The sequence below is a fragment of the Leptospira saintgironsiae genome, from assembly GCF_002811765.1.
Lineage (GTDB): Bacteria > Spirochaetota > Leptospiria > Leptospirales > Leptospiraceae > Leptospira_B > Leptospira_B saintgironsiae.
Genome location: NZ_NPDR01000007.1, coordinates 67,151 through 88,357, shown reverse-complemented (window position 1 = coordinate 88,357; position 21,207 = coordinate 67,151). Strand labels below are relative to the sequence as shown.

At 40.6% G+C, this 21,207-nt stretch carries 15 protein-coding genes; 8 read left to right on the top strand and 7 right to left on the bottom strand.

All coding sequences use genetic code 11. From position 1 onward, the window contains the following. Positions 1-34: 34 nt before the first annotated feature. From CH362_RS15380 to kdsB, 6 genes are read left to right on the top strand one after another with little or no spacing between them, the layout of a single operon-like run. Complete coding sequence (locus tag CH362_RS15380) at positions 35-1,138, top strand: glycosyltransferase (protein ID WP_165780278.1); 1,104 nt, start codon at positions 35-37, stop codon at positions 1,136-1,138. Further along, complete coding sequence (locus CH362_RS15375; protein ID WP_100711210.1) at positions 1,135-1,359, top strand: flagellar FlbD family protein; 225 nt, start codon at positions 1,135-1,137, stop codon at positions 1,357-1,359. Before CH362_RS15380 ends, CH362_RS15375 begins: the two co-directional genes overlap by 4 nt. 6 nt (positions 1,360-1,365) lie before the next feature. Further along, positions 1,366-2,148 carry a motility protein A gene (locus tag CH362_RS15370; RefSeq protein ID WP_100711209.1) on the top strand — a complete coding sequence of 261 codons (783 nt, stop codon included), beginning with the start codon at positions 1,366-1,368 and terminating at the stop codon, positions 2,146-2,148. Between the two features lie 21 nt (positions 2,149-2,169). Beyond that, positions 2,170-2,997, top strand: a complete 828-nt coding sequence (motB, locus tag CH362_RS15365) for a flagellar motor protein MotB (RefSeq protein ID WP_100711208.1) — start codon at positions 2,170-2,172, stop codon at positions 2,995-2,997. Between the two features lie 21 nt (positions 2,998-3,018). Next, positions 3,019-3,543: a flagellar basal body-associated FliL family protein gene (locus CH362_RS15360; protein ID WP_008591739.1), complete on the top strand. Its 525-nt coding sequence runs from the start codon at positions 3,019-3,021 to the stop codon at positions 3,541-3,543. Then, entirely contained in the window at positions 3,543-4,286 is a 744-nt protein-coding gene (gene kdsB / locus CH362_RS15355; protein WP_100711207.1) for a 3-deoxy-manno-octulosonate cytidylyltransferase, read from the top strand. The genes CH362_RS15360 and kdsB overlap by 1 nt, the downstream gene beginning before the upstream one ends. Here kdsB and CH362_RS15350 read toward each other — a convergent pair. From CH362_RS15350 to CH362_RS15325, 6 genes are all read right to left on the bottom strand, one after another. Continuing rightward, on the bottom strand, positions 4,283-4,621 hold the full coding sequence (locus CH362_RS15350; RefSeq protein ID WP_020769614.1) for an STAS domain-containing protein: 339 nt from the start codon (positions 4,619-4,621) through the stop codon (positions 4,283-4,285). The two genes, kdsB and CH362_RS15350, sit on opposite strands and share 4 nt — an antisense overlap. A gap of 88 nt (positions 4,622-4,709) precedes the next feature. After that, positions 4,710-4,922, bottom strand: coding sequence for a hypothetical protein (locus CH362_RS15345; RefSeq protein ID WP_086447183.1), 213 nt, complete (start codon positions 4,920-4,922; stop codon positions 4,710-4,712). 92 nt (positions 4,923-5,014) lie between these two features. Next, the gene (locus CH362_RS15340; protein ID WP_100711206.1) at positions 5,015-5,428 is read right to left on the bottom strand and encodes a c-type cytochrome; all 414 of its coding nucleotides are present in this window, start codon (positions 5,426-5,428) and stop codon (positions 5,015-5,017) included. Positions 5,429-5,679: 251 nt separating this feature from the next. Beyond that, entirely contained in the window at positions 5,680-6,039 is a 360-nt protein-coding gene (locus CH362_RS15335) for a Zn-ribbon domain-containing OB-fold protein (protein WP_100711205.1), read from the bottom strand. Next, positions 6,039-7,202, bottom strand: a complete 1,164-nt coding sequence (locus CH362_RS15330) for a thiolase domain-containing protein (RefSeq protein ID WP_100711204.1) — start codon at positions 7,200-7,202, stop codon at positions 6,039-6,041. Before CH362_RS15330 ends, CH362_RS15335 begins: the two co-directional genes overlap by 1 nt. A 10-nt stretch (positions 7,203-7,212) precedes the next feature. After that, entirely contained in the window at positions 7,213-7,980 is a 768-nt protein-coding gene (locus CH362_RS15325; protein ID WP_100711203.1) for a glucose 1-dehydrogenase, read from the bottom strand. Between the two features lie 1,020 nt (positions 7,981-9,000). Here CH362_RS15325 and CH362_RS15320 point away from each other — a divergent pair. Further along, positions 9,001-13,383 carry an LIC12048 family lipoprotein gene (locus CH362_RS15320; RefSeq protein ID WP_100711289.1) on the top strand — a complete coding sequence of 1,461 codons (4,383 nt, stop codon included), beginning with the start codon at positions 9,001-9,003 and terminating at the stop codon, positions 13,381-13,383. Here CH362_RS15320 and CH362_RS19415 read toward each other — a convergent pair. Next, the gene (locus CH362_RS19415) at positions 13,361-13,621 is read right to left on the bottom strand and encodes a hypothetical protein (RefSeq protein WP_244280612.1); all 261 of its coding nucleotides are present in this window, start codon (positions 13,619-13,621) and stop codon (positions 13,361-13,363) included. The genes CH362_RS15320 and CH362_RS19415 overlap by 23 nt on opposite strands. Between CH362_RS19415 and CH362_RS15315 the strand changes: the two genes are divergently transcribed. Continuing rightward, positions 13,620-21,032 carry a SpvB/TcaC N-terminal domain-containing protein gene (locus CH362_RS15315; protein ID WP_244280611.1) on the top strand — a complete coding sequence of 2,471 codons (7,413 nt, stop codon included), beginning with the start codon at positions 13,620-13,622 and terminating at the stop codon, positions 21,030-21,032. The two genes, CH362_RS19415 and CH362_RS15315, sit on opposite strands and share 2 nt — an antisense overlap. Positions 21,033-21,207 lie beyond the last annotated feature (175 nt).

Below are 21,207 nucleotides of genomic sequence, written 5' to 3'. Positions count from 1 at the left end.
GACAAACTAAGCTACCCTGCCGATCCTAGTATCTATGAAAGTCGCAGTGATCCATGATTGGCTGAATGGAATGAGAGGAGGAGAGATCGTACTCGATTCTATCCTAAAGGTATTTCCAGATGCAGATCTATTTACCCTTTTTTACGAAAAAGGGAAATTAAACGAAAGAATAGAAAATAGAAAGATCGTAACCGCGTTCACTGATAGGCTTCCTTTCAAATCAAAGTATCGTTGGTATCTTCCTTTATTTCCAACTGCGATAGAGTCCTTAGATTTAAGAGGATATGATCTGATAGTATCTTCTTCACATTGTGTTGCAAAAGGTATAATCCCTGATCCTGACGCGATCCATATTAGCTATGTACATTCTCCCATGAGATATGTTTGGGATCTGTATTATGATTATTTTCCTGCGAGACAGGGACTTAAATTTTTCGCTTTCGAGTTTGTTTCCAATTATCTTCGTACCTGGGATTCGGTTTCTTCTAATAGAGTGGATTCATTCTTATGTAACTCTGAGTTTGTTTCTAGACGCATCCAAAAGTTTTACAGAAGAGACTCCAAGGTAGTTTATCCTCCATGTTTGCCTGAAGGTTTTAAGGTTAAAGCAGGGAAGAAGGAAAACTTCGATCTGATCGTGTCCGCATTTGCTCCTTATAAAAGGATCGACTTAGCAATAGAAGCTTATCGAAAGAATGGAAGACCTCTTAAAATTTTAGGAAGCGGACAAGAATATAAGAAACTTATAAAAGACCTTCCTCCAAATGTGGAGATCCTACCTCATAGGCCAAGAAATGAAGTGCAAGAGTATATGGCCAAAGCAAAGACATTCATTTTTCCAGGGATGGAAGATTTCGGGATCGCACCTGTCGAGGCTCAGGGGTATTGTACTCCTGTTCTGGCTTATGCGAAAGGTGGGGCCTTGGAGACTGTGGTCTCAGGAAAGACTGGCCTATTCTTCAAAGAACAAACAGTGGAGGCATTGAACTCTGCCTTGCAGGAATCCGACCGAAAAGAATGGAAATCTAAGGACTTTCAGGCCTCGGTAAACCGTTTTACAGAGGAAAAATTCATCATCCAAATCCAAAAGACGGTCGAGACTATAAACAAGAACTCTGGAAAAAGGAGGGGCGTATGATTACTTTGCATAGATTAAAAGGAAATGAATTCGTTCTAAACGCCTCTCATATTGAATGTATCGAGGCAAATCCGGATACAACGATCACTTTGTCTAATGATAGAAAATATGTGGTCCAGGAAAGTATACCCGACGTGATCGAAAAAATTTTGGAGTTCAAAAAACGAGTGCTGGTGTTTCCTTTGGGTTCCGCGCCGGATCAATTTAAGAGGGCAGATTAAACTACAATGGATATAGCTACAATCATAGGTTTCGGCTCTGCAGTCGTAGTATTCGCTTTCGGGATTCTTTCCGCTGGTTTGAATCCACTTGATATCGTGGATATACCTTCCGTATTGATTACATTCGGAGGAGCAACTGCTTGTACGGTGATGGCGGTCCCTTGGCAAAATACCTTGGAATTGGGCAAGGTAACTCGTAAGGCTTTTAGAGAAGAAAAAAGCGATCTAATCGGACTCATTAAAACATTAGTTTCCTTCTCGGAAAAAGCGAGAAGAGAAGGTCTACTCGCGTTAGAAGATGACGTGAACGAACTTCCTGAAGAATTTTTAAGAAAGGGAATTACCCTAGTTGTGGACGGAACAGACCCGGAGCTTGTTCGGAATATTATGGAAACCGAAATGAGCAATATCGCTTCCAGGCATAGTGCCGGAAAAGCTTGGTGGGAAAACTGGGGAGCACTTGCTCCTGCATTCGGGATGATCGGAACTCTGATCGGACTCGTTCAGATGTTAAAGAACCTTGGATCCGGAGACGCGAGTGCAATCGGAACAGGGATGGCGGCCGCTTTGATCACCACATTGTACGGATCCATGGGAGCGAACATGATTGCGATCCCGATCATGAAAAAACTCATGCGTAAATCCGAAGACGAACTATTAGTAAGACAGATCATGATAGAAGGTACACTCTCCATTCAATCGGGAGATAACCCTCGTATCGTGAAAGACAAGCTCGCAAGTTATCTGCCACCTGGCGAACGCGGCGTTCTAAAAGACGAAAACGATTAAGATTTATTTCGGAAGAAGAATATGGCAAAACAGAAATGTCCAGAGTGTATCCAAAATATTCCAGAGTACATGCTTACTTATGGAGACATGGTTACACTTCTTCTTTGCTTCTTCATTATGTTATACCGTACAGGTAAAACAAACGCGATAGAGATGCAGATCATTCTATCCGCGTTCAAAACAACCACTGGATTTTTTGACGGTGGACAAACTCTTTCCAAAGGAAAATTGGAAGAGATGGGAATGAATATAGAAAGTCTTCCTTCCATGACTACTGGAAAGGCACTTTCTAAATCCAAAAAGACCGCTACGGAATTATTCAAACCTGAGATAGAAGCAGGGAAAGTAAGAGTAACTGAAGACGAAAGAGGTCTTGTGATCAGCTTAGTAGGAGCTGATTATTTTAATCCTGGCTCTGCAATTTTACAAGAACCAATAAAAGGTACACTCAAAAAAGCCAGCGGACTCATTAAGGGACTCGAAAGATTTGTAAGGGTAGAAGGTCACTGCGACGCTGATGCAGTACTGCCCGGTGCAAATCCTAGCAGGGAAGAAAGAACTTACTTAAACAACTGGGATCTTGCTGGAGCAAGGGCGATCAACTCTACTGATTATATAGTTGGAGTTGGAAAATTGGATCCAAGTTGGTTCCAGGCTGTGAGTTTCGGATCTTATAGACCGCTTCTAGTGGAGAACCTTGGAACTCCAGAATCAAAAGCATTCAATAGAAGAATTGATATCGTAATTTTAACGGAAAAATCCACCAAACGAAGCGACTACGAATCCAATTTCGGCTTACCAAAAAGTCGTGTACCAGGTTCAGAAACTTCCACCGAAAGTGGATTATAGTAGAGTAAAAGGAGAATACCCATGGGCGATCCCGAAATAGACGAGGAAGAAGGCGGTTTACCCGCGGCGGATGCCGGCGCCGGCTCGTCTCCGCTCATCAAATGGCTGATCTATATTGCCGGTGCTGTATTCGGAATTATCATAGTTGTACTTGTTTCCATGTTTGTTGCGAAACAGGCCGCGACTAGTACCTTCCGTGAAATGAAAAACGTAGCCTTAGTAAAACCGCCTCCGCCACTCATGACCTTCCAATTTCAGGAAGAGTTCAGGATCAATACTGCGGATAAAGGTGAAACTCACTTCGTGAAGATGAAATTATCTTTCGGAGTTGCAAGAGACGATGCTAAGATCACTGCGGAACTTGCGGAAAGGATCGCTCAGATGAGAGACTTGGTGAACCTAATCATAGGAAGAAAAACCAAGGACGATTTGATCGACGTAGAAGATCAGTTAGATTTGAGAGAAGAGATCAAAGCTCAGATCAATCATATTCTCTCCGACGGAAAGATCCAAGAAGTTTACTTCACAGAATTTATCGTCAACTAATGACAAAACCGAAAATCCTTGGGGTCATACCCGCAAGATATGGAAGTTCCCGATTTCCTGGCAAACCATTGGCCAAGATCGGGGATCTTCCTATGATCGCCTGGACATATAAGAATTCTCTAAAGTCTTCTCTTCTACATGATGTAGTAGTTGCCACTGACGACGAAAGGATCTTACAGATTGTTTCGGATAATGGTGGTAAGGCGGTAATGACTTCTCCGGATCATCCTTCTGGGACTGATAGGATCAGAGAAGTTGCACTCAAATATCCTGACTCAGGAATTATAATCAATATCCAAGGTGACGAACCTGGAATAGAATCTGAACTTATAGACGGAGTCGCAAAACTCAAACTGGAAAGACCAGATTGGGCAATGAGCACCGCAGCAGTTCGTTTAGAAGAAAATGAGATCCAGGATCCAAACAGGGTCAAAGTAGTCTTGGATAAAAACGGAAAAGCGCTCTACTTCTCCCGTTCAGCAATCCCTAGCCAATTTAAAAAAACAGTTCCTGCTTATAGACATTTGGGGATCTACGGATACGATAGAGACTTCTTACTTGGATATCCGGATCTTCCTCCAAGCGCGCTCGAAGAATCTGAATCGCTTGAACAATTAAGAGCCATGGAAGCGGGGCATTCTATCGGAGTGTATATAGCAAGTCGCGCAGCATTGAGCGTAGACACACCCGAAGATCTGGAACTAGTAGTGGAAGATTTTAAGAAGAAGGGACTGATCCCTTAACTAAGAGCTTCTTGCAGAGTGTTATGGATTAAAACGAAATCCGTAAGGCCGACGATATCCATTACTTTTCTGAAATGATCGTTTAGACCTGCAAATTCAATTTTGGAAGAAGATTCACTTGCTTTGGTGATCAAACTGATCAATGTTGCAAGTCCCGCCGAATTGATGTAAGACGTTCCGTGGAAATTCAAAATCACCCTGGTCCTACGTTGCTCAGGTATGGACTGGTATTTCCCTAAAATTTCGTCATCCGCCTCAGAGGTAATTTCCCCAGAGATATGGATCACCGGAACATTAGGTTCAAGATCCACGTTTATTTTGAATTCGTCAGACATCTGCCTTATTTAGCACAAAAGACCTTTCCTCTCGAAGACAGTCAATCCCGTTTCCTGGGAAAACCGACCGCCTACTGGGAGTAATCCGTTAAACGTAGTGCTCTAGCTCCTCCGGGGAAAGTCTGTCGAAAATCTGACCGCATTGGGAACATTGAAAAGAAACAGTAGTAGGTTTTGAAGAAATCCCGAAAAGGATCAAAAACCAGGCCCAATTACCGTAAGTTTTCACTTCTCTGGAAAGAGGGGATTTTCTGTCCGTTCCGCAACTGTCGCAATGTGGTAAAGAAGAGGATTGGCTCACAAAGCTAGCTTGAAATGTGGGTGGAAAACTTCCAGAAGAAAAGTGGGAAAAAATCAAGATAGGAGTCCTTTCGGACTCCCGAGGAATTGGAATTAATTTTGATTTAAGTAGATTACGTACTTAGAAATCTTTTTAAGTTTTTCGTCGCCTAAAAACTTGTAAGAAGTCATTACAGGGTTGCTTGGAATTCCGTTATTCAAAGTTTTCAGAATTCCTGCTTCTGTAGGACCATTTTTCCAGTCGCTAGCAGGAGCTTTGTAATTTCTTGGTTTTGGATTTAAGCTAGCTGCAGCTGCTCCGTCACCAGCACCGGTATCTCCGTGACATGCGTTACATCCGTTTTCGAGAAAAAGTTTTTTACCTTCTTCTATTTCAGGACTTAAAGTTGCTGCGCTTGCTACAGGTGCAGCTTCTTCTTTCGGCTTTTCTTTATCTCCGCAGTTCAATAGGGAGGTGAGGGAGAGAATGGAAACAAAAAGGGAAATCAGGATTGCCCGAGTCTTCATGGATTACTCCTTTATATTGGTTCCAAGTTTCTTTTTTAGAAAGAGAAAGCATAGAACTTTTTGTCACGGTATTGTCGGCGCGGAATTCGCAAAGAATTTCGGGCAATATGGAGAAGGATCCGAAAATTGACTTTTGTCAAAGCATCTGGAGATGATTCTTAATATCGATTTCTAAGAATGGAAAAGAATCGGACTTATTGGTTTTTTGTAAAACAAAAGCGGGGTAAGTCCCACCCCGCTTCCTTTTTAGATCAAGCGGGTTTAAAAATAAATCCCGTAGAAGTTTCCGTTCTATCGAAAAGAACAGGCATATCGATCGCGATAGATTCTGTGACCGGTTTACCTTGGTATTCTCCTTCGATAATACTCATGGTTTTTGCACCTTCTTCTAACTCGACAACTGCAAGAACGTAAGGCGCTCTTGGTGCTAAATGTCCGAAGCCTACATGAACCACAGTGTAAGTATAAACTTTTCCTTTTCCTGAAAAAGTTTTAACTTCCACATCTTCCGATCCACAGCTTGTGCAAGAAACAACGGGATCAGTAGCTTCGAATCCGCAAGATTTGCATTTTTTTCCGGTTAAAGAATGAGCTTCCATAATCTCCGCCATTATTCCCCCCTTTGCAGAATATGCACTATACTAACTGCACCTGGCCCGCCTAAAACATGAGTTAAAGCAGTGCGAGCATTCGCAACTTGTCGTTTTTCAGATTGTTCTCTGAGTTGGAAAGTCATCTCCACAACTTGGCCAACACCGGTAGCACCAACCGGGTGACCTTTTGCTTTTAAGCCACCTGAGGTGTTTACAGGGAGTTTTCCGCCCAATCTAGTATGACCGTCTTTAGTGAATTGGCCGCCTTTTCCTTTTTCGACAAATCCAAGATCTTCTATATTGATGATCTCAGTGATGGTGAAACAGTCATGGCATTCTAAAACGTCGATGTCCTTTCTTTCTACACCTGCCATTTTAAAAGCCTCAGTAGCAGCTTGGACAGATGCTGGGAAACTAACAGAATCTTTTTTAAGAGCCACGTTGAAGTAGTCTCCGCCGATTCCTGAACCTTTTACAACAATATAGTCCTTACGAACGGATTTTGCTTTTTCTTTGGTAGTGATCACAACTGCCGCAGAAGCATCCGTAACCAAAGAAACATCATGAAAACCGAATGGAGTAGTGACCATTCTTGCTCTCATAATATTATTGAAAGAGATCTCTTTTTGTTTATGAGCAAATGGATTTAGGCTACCATGGAAATAGTTTTTTTCAGCAACAGTTGCTAACATTTCTTTAGTTGTTCCGAATTCATGCATATGGCGGATCGCGTTTAGTGCAAAACCAGAAGGGCCCGAAATACAATATCCGCCTTCTACGTCTTGGTCTTGTCCTCTCGCTACGATTTCCATCGTAGTTTCAGGATCTAAACCGTTCATTTTTTCTACACCCAGAACTAAAACTGTATCGTATAAGCCGGATGCAACAGCAAGGACACCTTGTCTCATTGCGATCCCGCCGGAAGCACAGGCTCCTTCGGTGCGAATCGCAGGACGATCACCTAATCCAAGTAAGTTGGCCGCATAAGAGCCCATTGTGTTCTGAGCGTTAAATTCATTGCCAGCATAGTTTCCTACATAAACAGCTTGGATTTCCTTTCTGTCTATGCCAGAATCTTTGATAGCTCCGTTACCTGCTTCGGTGACTAGATCACGAAGAGTTCTGTCTTTATGATTACCGTGGACCGTTTCATAGGCCCCGATGATTGCTACTTCTCTCATGAACTGCTCCTTACATTCCTATACCGGCGCCGCCGTCTACTCTCAAGAAAACACCAGTGATATAAGATGCTTTATCAGAAAGGAAGAATTCTACAGCGTTAGCAATCTCTTGTTGAGTTCCTGGTCTTTTTAAAGGAATGAACATAGGATCGGTAAGTTTTTTCTGAACTTCTTCAGGAAGAGAAGCAGTCATGTCTGTTTGCACATAACCAGGACAAACCGCATTTACTAAAACGTTTCTGCCGGAAAATTCTCTTGCAGCAACTTTAGTAAGAGCGATCACTGCAGCTTTAGAAGAAGAATAGTTCGCTTGTCCAGGTTGACCGGAAAGACCAGAAAGAGAAGAGATGTTTACAATTCTACCGGAAGGAGCTTTTAAAAGAAGTTTAGAAGCATACTTGGTCATTAAGAACACACCTTTCGCATTCACATCCATTACGAAATCATACTCTTGCTCGCTCATTCTGATAAAAAGATTATCTTTCAGAACTCCTGCGTTGTTTACTAAGAAGTCCAGTTTACCGAATTTCTCTTTAACAGTATTAATAGCAGCGTCGCAATCTTCAGGTTTAGTAACATTTACCGGAATACCTAATGTTTTAACGCCGAATTCTTTTGCAATTTCAGCAGCTGCTTGCTCGATATGTTCCTTATTTAAGTCTACTACAACTACATCCCCACCATCTCTTGCTATGGTGTTAGCGATAGCGCGGCCTAAACCTCTGGGAGATGCAGCTCCCGTAACTAATGCAACTTTACCTTCGAATTGTTTTGCCATTTGGAACCCTCTTATGTCCTCAGATAATGAATTTTTGAACTTTCGGATCGTACAGATAGAATTCGATCCGTTTGAAGTAGAACGATTGTTCTGGTAAAAGATGGATTATATGTGGATTCCCGACAAGGATAATTCATAAGAATATGAGTGTCTGAAACAGTGTTCGTTTTTGTTGAACATTTGTTCGCAAGATGCAGGGGGGATAAAGGTTTAGCTTTAGGTTTGTTGAGGAAGGTGGATATGTCTCATTTTTCGATGAGGATTGGAGTAAGTCGTGCACGATCCGAAACTATATATTATAAATATATAATATATAGTTGAGTGAAAATTTCCCCGGACGATCTTTTGTAGAATCATTAATTTAATTATGAGTACATATAAATTAGTTAATGAATTATAGAGAAACTGCCCTTACCCAAAATGAGGTAGTAGTATTCAATATGGGATAAGTCCGACTTGGAATCTGAAGATTTGATAAAATTTTTTCTCTTCGATCGAGATTGGAGAGAAAAGCACACTCTACGATTTTATTCCTTGAGCTGTTTGTGATCAGATCAAACATTTTATAAATAAATAGTTTATATTTTTTAATTTTAATATTATGAAAACTTAAAATATTAAATAATTTATAGAAAGCTCAACGCAAAGTATCCCATATTAGGATATTATGAACTATCCGTTATGGGATATGCGCTTATTGACTTGCGTTATCCCAACTGAGAGAAAAAGTTCCCAGAATTTTTTCTGTTAGTTTCATTTCGTAATGTTAACTGCCTGTTTTCTGAACGTTTCCTAAATTTTTTTTCATTTCGCTGCAAAAAATTGGACAAAAATGGGAACTTTTTTGGAACGTCCATTCAAACGCCAAGTTATGTTTTGATTCGGAGACGAATCAGGCAAAACTGTGAGTAAAATTTTTAACTCAGTCAAAAAAGTCAGACTCTGTCTGAAAAATTTGTCCGGGATGTTTTGTATTTTGGATTTGGTTCTTTAAGTGATAGGGAACTGGGAGTTCGTTCGATGTTGGATTTGATCATTAGAATTGTTGTTAGGAAAGTTATTATAACTTTAGCAGTACTTTTCTTTGTAAGCTGTTTAAGCGACTGGGGCTTTGGTAATGGAAATGTGGATCTGAAAAAAGCCACATGGTTGGTTGCTGAGAAGGTCCCTTTAGTAGTGGATAAGGGTGGAGTTCCGATTGGTGGTGGTGGGAATGTACCTAACACACCTGTGAATGGCTTGTTCAACTTAAAACCAGGAACTAAAGTAAGTGCACAAGCTTTGGGTGGAGCGATTGATCCTACAGGAACAACCATCGTTAACGATTTCGACGGAGATGGAATATTAAACATCAACGAAACTACTACGAATGTGTGGGTAGCGGATTATCCGGAAATCGATACAGTTGTCGCACCTCCAATCACGATGAAGGTTGCCATTCTAAAAAGTAGTACTGGTGAGAGTGATGAGATCGTAAGTGAGATCAATTCTGATGATTTGGAATCTACAAAGAACGAAGGATCTGAGAGCATTCATCAGAATGAATTAAATTTAAGAACAGTTCAATTCCAAGACCAATATAAGAGAGAAGGAGAACTTAGTGCTTCTAATTCATTCGAATCTAGCGCTTCCTTTAAGGCAGGTTCTGGTGAGCAGTCTACAGGCTTTTCCGTTTCAGGAAGTGCATCCTATAAAACTTCTAATAGTTGGTCCGCTCGGAATCTAGAAGAATCTACAACAAACAAATGGGCAGATAAACCTTTTAAGAATGATATCGACAAAGAAGCAAAAACTGTTAAGTCGGACTCTGCAAGTAATAAGGCGCGAAAATATAGATCTGAGAAGACTTCTAAAGTAAACAATACTTCTAAAGTGGATGCAAATGCTGGTTATGTAAGAGCTGCTCTTTATATTAAGAATAGATCCGTCAATATGCCGGTTAAGCTTAGCAATATCTTATGTACTTTGATGTTCGAAGATGCTCGAGGCGATTTGATCCCTGTCCAAAGCTTCCGTTTGAGAAACGACGATTATAGTCTATTCCAAGTGGAAGTTTACGGAGGGGACGATTTTGGACCTTACGTAGTAGAACTTCCGAATTTGAATACGGCGGAAATTGAAAGTGCAATTGCTTCCGGTTTCACTCCGAAAATTTTCATCGTAGATTACACGATGACTCATGTCGCTGATTCCAATTATAAATCCGTTCTTTTGAACTTCTCCGGGGATAACCTTAAGATTGTAGAAGAAAACTCGAAAGGAAGAACTAGTTTAATCAAAGTTTACGGTCCGAATTATAGAGAAAAATATCGTGTGGCTGCATTCGATGACTTAAGTTCAAATAATCCTTGTGTCACCACGACAGCTACTACTCTTTCTCCGGGAGTGACACTTAAGAAAGCATTGGAAAGGATTGCTTGTTCTGGGCCACAGGTAGAGTTTCAAGATTATGTAGTTGATTTTAGCGAATTTGCTCCTTCGTTAGGCGATTCGAAATTACATATTAAGGGAATTAAAGCGCTAGCTGGAATCCCAACTACGCTTCCTTGCGTGAACCAGTCATTTGCAGGTTCAGACGGAGTAAACCGCACCGCGTGTGTTCAGAAACCGATTAGTAGTTGGACCGAAGACGAAAGAAAAACTGCAGGTGTTTGGGCAATTTATTCTCACGGTAAATATAACGCGCCAACGGAATATTGGGTAGATGGATCGAATATTCGAATTTTTGATCCAGGCAATGTTCGCAAGGCTCAAATGGTAAAAGGTGTGGATTCCATTATATGGGCAGGCGACTACTATGATATAGTTTATATCACAGTTAAAGATCTGGCTAAAAATGAAGAAACTCCACCGTATGGGGCTACACCAATCGGAAGTTCCGGTTCAAATCCCGCTGGAGGATCAATTGATCCGAATGATCCGAATTCATTCTTTAAGCTTAATACTCAATGGGACCTTTCTCAATTTGGCGAAAATCCATATGAACCAGATCAAAAATCCTTCTATGTTGGAAAAGTAGGGTTCAATGAGAAAGTTGTATTTACTGTTAAACTAGATAGAACGAAATATTTAAATCCGAGTTTTGGTCTACCAGATAGTGGTGGTTCATACCAGTATTTTACGGATTTCAAATATACTCCAACGATTGCGACAAAACGTTTTAATATCGATCAGGTTATGGACTTCGAGATCAGCCTAGGTTTTGGGGGACAGAGAACAGATTGGGTTCATGTATATAAAGACACGGATGATACAGATGCGTATCATGTTCGCAAAATGTGGATTGATACATCTGGTTATACGGATCAAACGTTTAGAATCTGCTTACGAATGCCTTCCGCAAGTAACATAGTGGATCCGAATAATAGTTTAGTAAATATTTATATTCGTCCTGCTTTGAATAGTGCATATCGTAGGACTATTTGGCCTTTAAAATACACTGATGTTAAAAAGATGAGAGGAGAATTGAGTTCTTCTATAAACGTTGGGGACACGACTATCTACCTTTCCGGCGTATATGGAACAATCGAGACTAATGATTCTATCTATATAAGCGGAGATTCTTATCAATATACTGTGGTTAGTAGTATGCCTACTCCAGGATATCCTGACGGCTCTTTTACTGTAGTATTAGATACTGCAATAAAGCAAAAAAATATCAAGACGACGCCGGTTTCAATTCCGGGTGCTTTGCAAGCTCCCGATGCACGTTTGATAGTGGATAATTCTTTCCTTACGGATTGGAATACACAAACAAATGGAACTCCTGCTTCGAATTATTCTCTTCCTCAGTATCTTCCTCTATTAACGGGTAGCGCAGTTGCTTGCTCCGGTGTAAATCTTTTTCATCCTTTCGGATGCTTGGGATATACCCCCGATTATCTAGCTGTAAACTGGATGGGAAACTATAATAAAGGCGTTCCTTACTGGAATTCTTGGACTGACGCAGGCGGCTTTGCTAGTTTCCTTTCCGGAGGTATGTTCCAACTGACTACCAATAGCGGTCGTACATACAAAGCTGGTACGTTGGCAAGCGATAACATTCTAAGCGATCCGGGAACAGCGGTAACATTAAGTGAGCCGATCACATTAGTGCAAGGAGACACTGCTTTCGTTATTTGGCAAAGAGATACTACTTTACAGGGTAAGTTCTACCAAATTTCTACGGGGGCGGTTCTATCCCCCCAAACTACTTTGAATACTGCCGCCATCCCTGTCGGAGCCGAATTTACGGCGAAGTTGGATAATGGAAAGGTAGCAATTGTTTGGGAGAATAACTTCGATATTTATATGACAGTTCGTAGTATGACTACTTATGGCATTGTTGGCTCCGAACTAAAGGTTACAACCAGGACTACTAAAGATCCTGCATTTAGTTTGGATGTTGCAATGGCAAATGGCAGAGCAATGGTTGTATGGAGCGACTATATTCCCCAAGCGTTCGATTCCAGAAAGTTCATAAAATCTAGGCTCTATGACATGACGAACAATACGCCAGTGGCTGCTGAGTTCTTAGTTCAGGAAGTTGTAAATAATTCATCTACAAGATTTGAAGTTCGGGCGGATGGTTCTGGAGTTTCCGGGACTAAAGTTTTGTTGGCCTGGAATTACAATGATTACTCGAATAATCGTCACGTGTTTGCCTTCAAGGTCTATGATATTATGACCGGTGTCGCTACAAATATTCCAGGTGCGCCAAATACAGTATGGTATGATTTACTTAATCAGGGAGGAACGGTTGCACCAACCGGATATCTTTACACAAGGGTGTCTGGAAACAGTGGAACTGTTGTCTTTCGAGGCTTGGATGGAACTCTATTTACGAGAGTAATTAACCTTACAAATGCAACAATGTTGCCTGCCGGCGGGAATGTAACGGTTGATTCCTCTACCTTAGCTGTGAATCCGGTTGTAGTTGGAGACAAAATTTACCTTCAATATGCATTGGGTACTTCGATCTATTTAAAGGTCGTGAGCTTGACCGATGGCCAACTGTATTCAAATGTTGCCCTGCAATTGGGAACAAATGCGGTAGGTTCCGTGAAAAAACCCGGAACTTTAACCGTTTCCGGAAACAAAATTGTGTCTGTTTGGGAAAACTTTGAGAGTAACAAGAGAACTATTCGCGGAAGGATTGCAACAATATCACCTTTTGCTCTGAAAGGGAGCGGAGAATTCTTTATAAGCACAACAAATCAGGGAAATCAGAGCGGTGTAACTGCTGCTGCAATTAATGATCGAGCCTTAGTAACGTGGTGGTCGCAAGATACTGCTCAGCAAGTAATTCGAGGATTTAATCTTGATTTAGTGAGTCCAGGATCTCTCCAATTTGGTTTGAACAACTTCTTTATCGCTCCTTTGATCGAAAGAGATTATACGCTTAGCGTTCAAATCGTTCCGTAAACAAACTTAGGATGGCTTTTAGTAAAAGCTGAAAGCCATCCATTCCTATTAAGAAAATAGAATATAATAAAATGGGAAAAGGTATGCTTGTGAGAAGATTCTCAGTTCCTAAGAAGAATCTAGGATTTCCGTATGAGAAGTCCATATCACAGTTAAGATTAAAAACCTCTTTTAGGTCTTTAATTTTAACTGCTGCCTTTTCATTCTTTCTCTCTTCTTGTTCTGGCGGATCCGACATGATGAATCGTTTGTTCCGATTTGCAGGAGTTTTACCTTCTGGGACTTCTTTTTTGTCTCCAGGCTCAGCACCTGCACCTGAGGGAAGTGATCTATTTTCCATTTCCACAAATTATAGCGAAGCGATCGATGATCCGGAAACAAAAGCAGATGCTTTAGCTGGAGCGGCATTTATCGCGCCACCTGAACCGAACAATTTCGGAGCAGTTTCTTTAAACTACCCTATCCAAGTTCCAGCAGGAAGAGCTGGAGTTCAGCCAAGTCTCGCACTTTCTTATTCTTCTACAGGAGGAGATGGGTGGACTGGGATTGGTTGGAGTATAGGGCTTGGAGCAATCACAAGAACTCCTGAATATGGAGCATTGTTTTATGATTCCAGAGATACATTTACTTGGAACGGAAAAAGACTGATTAAAGTTTCCGGTTCCACTTCCAACGAGAACGGGGTATATAGACCCGAAATCACGGAAGAAGATTTTGCATTATTAAAATTAACGAATATAGAGAACGGAGGGACCTGGGAGGTTTTGGATTCCAGCGGGACCAAAACGATCTATGGTGATTCTTCCTCCAATCGGATCTACGATCCAAATCAGATCTCTAAAACATATAGTTGGTATCTTTCCAAAACGGAAGATCGGAACGGAAACTATATGCAAGTCACTTACGATACTTCCAACTATTCTGAAAAACGAAATTTATACGTTCAGGAAATCATATACACAGGAAATAGCAGAAGTGGATTTCCCGCGAAACAATATGTTAAGTTTATCACTAAGTCCAGAGGAGATTCCTATGTGAGTATGGCTCCTGGGTTTACCATGGTCATGGATAAGCTTCTAGATAAAATAGAAGTCGGTTGGACCGGTGGAAAACTTTGGACTTATAATCTTGTATACGACATTTCCTTCGATTCAGGAAGACCTATTCTTAAAACCGTAGATTCGGATCGTCATACAACCAAACCAGAATTTAAATACAGCAGCTCTTCTCGTATATTAACTTGGCAGAATATTGCAAACCAAGCTTCGAGCGAACCGGAAGTCCTGCCTAATTCTACAGAATACTTCGAAGGTGATTTCAACGGAGATGCGATTTCCGATATCGTATTCTTTAATCCTCAAACTGGAAACTGGAAAGCCGCAGAAGGAAGAAAAGAAGGCGGATACAATTTCAAAACCTATGCGAATCGTTATAAGAACTATGACGGTCCTTCTAAGATTAGATTTTTCAAAGGAAATGTAAGCGGAGATTTTAACGGAGACGGAAGATCCGACATTGCATTCTATCTTCCGGAAACCAAAGACTTTATAGTCGCAGAACACGACGGACAAGTATTCCAATTTCGTAATTATGGAAGGCTCATGAGTGGGATCCCGGATATCTTCCGGATGGAATGGTTTCCCGGTGATTATGACGGGAATGGTCTTTCTGATTCCCTACTTTTTGACGAGCCTACCGGCCTTTGGACATTGATGTTGAACAAGGGTGGTAGTTTCGAATTTTTGAAAATTGGCAAAAAATTCCAGAACGTATTCAGAGGAGATTATTCTCCGAATGCAAATTTGGATAGTGTTAGTACAAACGATACTAGCATCGATGGAAAAGATAGAGCTAAGCTCAAGTTCTTAAGCGGAGATTATAACGCAGACGGACTAACAGACATTTCTCTCTATGACCAACGTACTGGAAAATGGTTTGTAGGTGAGAATCTTCGCAATCCAGACAAATCAAGTTCGATTTATTTTATTACCAACTGGGTACTATACAAAGTATTTACTGCACCTGAGCAAACTCTATTCTCCAACGATCAATTCTCCGGAGATTTTAATGGGGATGGGACTTCCGACTTTTTATTATTCGATCGTTCTTCCGGAGAATGGACATTAGGAGAAACAGCAAACAAGACCATCAATTTCAAGATCTGGTCTAAGGCTCCTCAATTCAAAACAATCACTCGTTGGCTCCAAGGAGACTTTAACGGCGATGGAGCAACTGATGTAGGATTTTTCTCCGAGACCGATGGAAAATTCTGGATCGGTGAAGCAGCGTCTAACGGATTTCGTTACAAAGTTTATAGCGATATGAGCTATGGTCCAAACCAAGAACGAGTAATGAAAACTCCTCTACCATTGGATGAAGTGAACCCTATTAAAGGATTTGGAGTCTTCTCCACTTCTTCTGATACCAAAACTGTTCTTTTAGATTATCAATATGATGGAAACTCTAACCCAGGAAAAGGAGAGATTGCTTATCCAGGATGTTTTACTACAAACGATTGTAGTGCTTCTTCTGAATTACTTTTGTTTGATAGAAGAACCGGAGTATTCGATTTTAAAAAGGGCTCTACATTCACTGAAGCAGTTCTTACAGGTTTTAATCCTGAAACAAATGGGATTGTAACAATAAACAACGGAAAAGCAGATCGTTATACAGTTAATACTCGCGACGAAGTTTTATTCTTCGGGGATTTTGGAACAACAAGTAAGTTTTTTGTAGTAACCTTAGATACCGGAACTGCATTCAAAAGAACAGACCTTGCAAGTATCACTGATTCCCAAGTTGTATCTTTCGATATAAACTCCAGTGCATACGCAATCGATTATTTCAATTCTACTAGTTCAAAATCTGCTCTCATCTTAAATGATCAGACAAGCACAAGCGCTCAAAGATTTTTACTCACAGGACCAAGTGGAACCAAGTATTTAACAGTTACCGGAGATGTATTAGATTCTTATCTACAAAATCTATTCCAAGTGGGAAGTGAGACCAACCGGAATCGGAGAAATCTTTTCAGTATTTTCTCTGGAGATTTTACTGGGGTAGGAAAAGCTCAAATACTACTCGTTGATAGAACTGGAACAACACATAAATGGTATTTAGGAACCATCGGAACTTCTTCCATTACCTTCAAACTTCTCACTGGTTCAGTCAATATTCCAGTTTCTACAACTGTGTATGATAAAACAAGCCAAGCAGGGATCCAATACGCACTCTATCCGGAAGTAGCTGGAAATTCTATCGTTTACGAAGATCCTACAGATACTTCTTCTATCGTATTTTCTAAAATTAGAATTACTGCAACTACTGTCGCAAGGGCTGTGTACAACCCAGGCCTCGTAGGATTTTCCAACCAATTCGATCATAGAGGAAACCCGATCGTAGTCTCTGATGGAGAAAATAAGGTTTATGATCTTTCTCAAAGTAAGATCGTCACTGCTGCTTCTCCTGTGTTTGCTTTGTCCATGGATCGTCCTGATCTAATGACAAAAGTATATCCATTCCAATGGATACAAGGAGATTATAATGGAGATGGACTCACAGATATAGGGATTATCCATCTTAAAGAACCTACTTGGTATTTTGCAATGTCGAGTGGGACTGTCCCGGATGTGATCGAACAGATCAAGAACGGGATCGGTGGAACATATACTTTAGAATATGATAATTCTACCAAGTTTGATAATAACGGTGGAGATAATATTCCGGATCTTTCTATCAACTATAGAGTTTGTACTAAGATTACTTTAGAAGACGGACTCGGGAACACGATCCCTAAGAACTACAGCTATAAGAACGGAGTTTCTTTCTCTGCATTTATCAATGGCAAGAAGGAAACAGATGCATTTGGTTTTACTGAATTTACGATGACCGATGCAACCGGATCTCGCACGGTTCATTCTTATTTCAGTCAGCCTTATTCTAACTTTATGCATAACAGAGCACTTGCAGGTGCGGAAAAGGAAATGCATATCATAGGCTCTGATAATCAAGACTATGGCTCTTCTAAAAAGTCCTATGAGATCCAACAAATAGAAACTGTTACAGGAAAGATCAGTTATCTTGCACGTTTAAGTAAAACCCAGAATTTTATTAACGGGACTGCAACTACGACTTCCGAAGGTTCCGTTATCTTTAACGGTTACAATCTAACTAAGAAGACAGATATAACCACAGATCATTATGCCGATTCTGCTCATCCCTCTCAAAGTTTTACTACAGTCACAGATTTTGAAACGGATTCAACGAGCAATCAAACTAGACCTAAGAAATCAGTTTCTTTGTCCGGTTCTTCTCATGAAACCACAAGCAATCTTACTTATGATTCCCAAGGGAATCTGACTCGTAATTCAGTAACTTATACTGGAAGCGGACTTCCTTCTGTTCCTGCAAACATTACAGAATACGAATACGATACCTATGGAAATAGAACCGAAGAAAAGAATGTAAGTGCAAGTCCGAATCGTGGGACCTCCTACGTTTATGACGACCAACTTCATCAGTTCGTAAAAGAACAAACAAGTTTTGGTGGTTCTCTCCAGCTCAAGACAAGGTACGCCACAAATTATGGAAAAGCATTCGGTTCTCCGGATGATTCCACAGATCCGAATGGGAATAAAACGTATTTTGAATACGATGATTTTGGAAGATTAGTCGAATCCAGTGCAGATACAGATTCCGGAACCAAAGTCCTTGCAGTGTATGAATATGGATCTAGTTTTCCATTCAGTGCTAAAACTACCTTCCCTACAGGTGGAGCAGATCCAAGTTTTGCACTTCGTTCTTACAAAGATGGAATGGGAAGAGTAGTCCATACTGTCAAAACAGGATCCAATGGACAATATGTAAGATCCGGAAAAATTACATATAATGCGAACGGTCAAGTCATTCGCGCAGGGCAACCAGACTGGGCAGATGCAGGCGAGATTGACACATTTGTTTTACATACCCAAGAAAGAAACCCAAGCTATATCAATTACGATGCCATCGGAAGAGCTAAGAAAACAATTCTTCCAGTTGCGGCGGGAGAAACAGAAGCAACTACATTAACAGTCACATATAATGATCCATTCGAAGTAGTTGAAACTCACAGCGGTGGAACAAGCAAACGAACTGTAAAAGATGGAAAAGGCCAGGTCCTTTATATAGAGGACTTCGGCTCTGACGGAACCAATGCAAAGATAGGTTTCTGTTTTGATCTTGCAGGTCAGATGATCAAAAAATCGGACCTGAACGATGGAGGAGCTCTCTCCTGTGATACAAGTGGAATTACTGTAAAAGACACTTCGGGCAAAAACCAAGCTTATTGGTTGTACGATGCGTTCGGAAGATTAAAGAAAAATAGTGATCCGGATTTTGGAGTTAGCACTGCTTCTTATAACGCATTCGGAGATACTACTCAAAGCACAGACGCTCGCGGCATTACTACAAGTTTTACTTATGATTCTCTTGGTAGAATGCTCACCAAAGATACTCCAGAAGGAACTGTTTACTTTGATTACGATAGCGGATCTGGATCAGAGAATGCTCTTGGAAAACTCGTAAGAGTAGAAGACTCCGTTCAGATCAAAACATTTAGCTACGACAAGCTTGGTCGTGCTAAAAAAGAAACTCGAAATATCAAGAATCTGACAATCGAACTGGCTGACGGTCCTTATATTACGGAATACAAATATGACTTACTAGGTCGTGCCTCCTCCATAGATTATCCAGAACATCCTGTGAGCCATACAAGGATGAAGGCTTGTTATAATTATGGAACAGCAGGTTATATCACAGGGATTTCAGTCCAAGTCAATACAAACGGTATCATTCCAGGATTTTGCAGCAAAACCATTGTAGAAAATATTACTTACAATGAATTCGGACAAACTGCTGGATTTGACCTCGGAAACGGTGTCCATACCGACTATACGTACGATGTAAAACAAAGACTAGTCCGCATCAACTCAGTTGGAGATGTGGATGGAACCACAAAAACTCTCCAAGATGCGGTTTATGCGTTCAATAGCAGAAACAATATCACTGGAATCACAAATACTTCTTCAGAATATACAACTGCATACAATTACAGCTACGACGGATTAAATAGACTTACAGCAGCAGACGGTCAATACCAAGAGTCTGCAGACAATTATACCAAAACTTTCCGCCAAAGTTTTGCTTATGCAAAGAATGGGAACCTTCTCGCAAAACGTAATCATAACTTTAACGACAATACACTCATTGATGAGTGGAATTACCAATATTCCAACCACCAAGTCTCACATATAGATTCCACTCAAAGTGGAAACAATCGCCTGGTCATGAGCTACGATGCTACTGGGAATATGACCTATCAGAGAGATAATTTTAAAGATCTAACTAAAACGATCACTGTAGATTCTCAAAATAGAATTACTCAGGTCCAAGATGCACTCAGCACAACGATCGGAAATTATTGGTATGACGAAGGTGGATTCAGAGTTCGTAAGAAAGCACTCGTTCCAAGCGGAGCCTCTTTCAAAAACCAAGAGATCTTATATCCAAGCAAATTTTACGGATTAGAATACTCTGAAGAAACGAATGTTTTAAGTTCCATCAATAACGTTTATCTCAACGGAGTAAGGATCGCAGCTCTCAATGAAGATGGAGTCACTGCATATTTCTTAACTGACCAAGTTGACTCTGTTGCTCATGTACTGGACGAAGGAGCTCATACTCTTAGCAGAATGCAGTATGAGCCATACGGAGAGACTCTTGTTCAAAGAGGAACTCTTGATTTTGCTCCGAAGTATAACTCTCAAGAGTTAGATAGAGAGACTAATTTCTATTTTTATAATGCAAGATATTACGATCCGCAGATCGCGAGGTTTACAAGTGCGGATAGTGTGATTGATGGCTCTGAGGATACACAAGGATGGAATCGGTTTGCTTATGTAAAAGGGAATCCGATTTTATATAAAGATCCAACTGGACATCTAATTTTTGTAAGCGGGCTCAAATCCGAAATTGGTGCTAATGGGGTTGGGACTGCATCCTTTGTAGGAACCATTTACGAAATTAATTTTGAAAAATGGGAAATTTCCAAACGGTCCTGGGCATACGAAAGTATCACTATGCCAATCGGTGGAAGAGCGGACGTCGGCAAGGATCGAAATTTATACTTTGTAAAAGATTATGAGGAGTGGAATAAATACGATTGGCATTCATTTAGCGGTGATGTCCCATTAGCATTACCAAAGATTGGTAAAATACAAGGCTTTGGTGCAGGATTGAATTTTGCTTCAGCAAAAGGCAAAGCTCCTGGTGATGGAATTGAAGCTTGGGGTTATGGGGCAAGTATTGGATTCGGAGGCGGAGTTAGCTATGGGACACCTAGGAGCGTATTTGATGTTCGCGGTAACAAAAAAGTTCTTTTCAATAGGGATCGCGAAATTGAAAGAGGTAAGCGTATGTACCGAGCCGCAAAGGATAAGTTTAATGAAATTCGGGAATCTAGTATAGGTCATTTGAACAATGCAAGGAAATCAACCCGCGATACTGTAAATAGAGCAAAAGATATAGTTATTAAAAATGGTCTCGAACTTTATTTTAAATATAGCCCAGGATGTTGGGGCACAAGTAGCAAGAAATCGGGAGGAAAGAAATAAATTTCAATTGAAAACTGATAGTTGTGTTGCTTAATGCTTTTTCAAATTTATTAAAGAATTGTTCTTTCGCAAGTTTTAGTCAAAAAGTATGAAACTGGTAGGTATTTGGAATTTTGTATTTGCATACCTTTTAAAGTCCAATGTAAATATTTAATAAACCGCAATCTGTTCAAAT

Coding starts and splice junctions, on each gene's coding strand:
- CH362_RS15370 (WP_100711209.1), top strand. CDS start 1,366: ATGGATATAGCTACAATCATAGGTTTCGGCTCTGCAGTCGTAGTATTC.
- CH362_RS15350 (WP_020769614.1), bottom strand. CDS start 4,621: ATGTCTGACGAATTCAAAATAAACGTGGATCTTGAACCTAATGTTCCG.
- motB (WP_100711208.1), top strand. CDS start 2,170: ATGGCAAAACAGAAATGTCCAGAGTGTATCCAAAATATTCCAGAGTAC.
- CH362_RS15340 (WP_100711206.1), bottom strand. CDS start 5,428: ATGAAGACTCGGGCAATCCTGATTTCCCTTTTTGTTTCCATTCTCTCC.
- CH362_RS15380 (WP_165780278.1), top strand. CDS start 35: ATGAAAGTCGCAGTGATCCATGATTGGCTGAATGGAATGAGAGGAGGA.
- CH362_RS15330 (WP_100711204.1), bottom strand. CDS start 7,202: ATGAGAGAAGTAGCAATCATCGGGGCCTATGAAACGGTCCACGGTAAT.
- CH362_RS15315 (WP_244280611.1), top strand. CDS start 13,620: ATGATGAATCGTTTGTTCCGATTTGCAGGAGTTTTACCTTCTGGGACT.
- CH362_RS15360 (WP_008591739.1), top strand. CDS start 3,019: ATGGGCGATCCCGAAATAGACGAGGAAGAAGGCGGTTTACCCGCGGCG.
- CH362_RS15375 (WP_100711210.1), top strand. CDS start 1,135: ATGATTACTTTGCATAGATTAAAAGGAAATGAATTCGTTCTAAACGCC.
- CH362_RS15335 (WP_100711205.1), bottom strand. CDS start 6,039: ATGGCGGAGATTATGGAAGCTCATTCTTTAACCGGAAAAAAATGCAAA.
- CH362_RS19415 (WP_244280612.1), bottom strand. CDS start 13,621: ATGTCGGATCCGCCAGAACAAGAAGAGAGAAAGAATGAAAAGGCAGCA.
- kdsB (WP_100711207.1), top strand. CDS start 3,543: ATGACAAAACCGAAAATCCTTGGGGTCATACCCGCAAGATATGGAAGT.
- CH362_RS15320 (WP_100711289.1), top strand. CDS start 9,001: ATGTTGGATTTGATCATTAGAATTGTTGTTAGGAAAGTTATTATAACT.
- CH362_RS15325 (WP_100711203.1), bottom strand. CDS start 7,980: ATGGCAAAACAATTCGAAGGTAAAGTTGCATTAGTTACGGGAGCTGCA.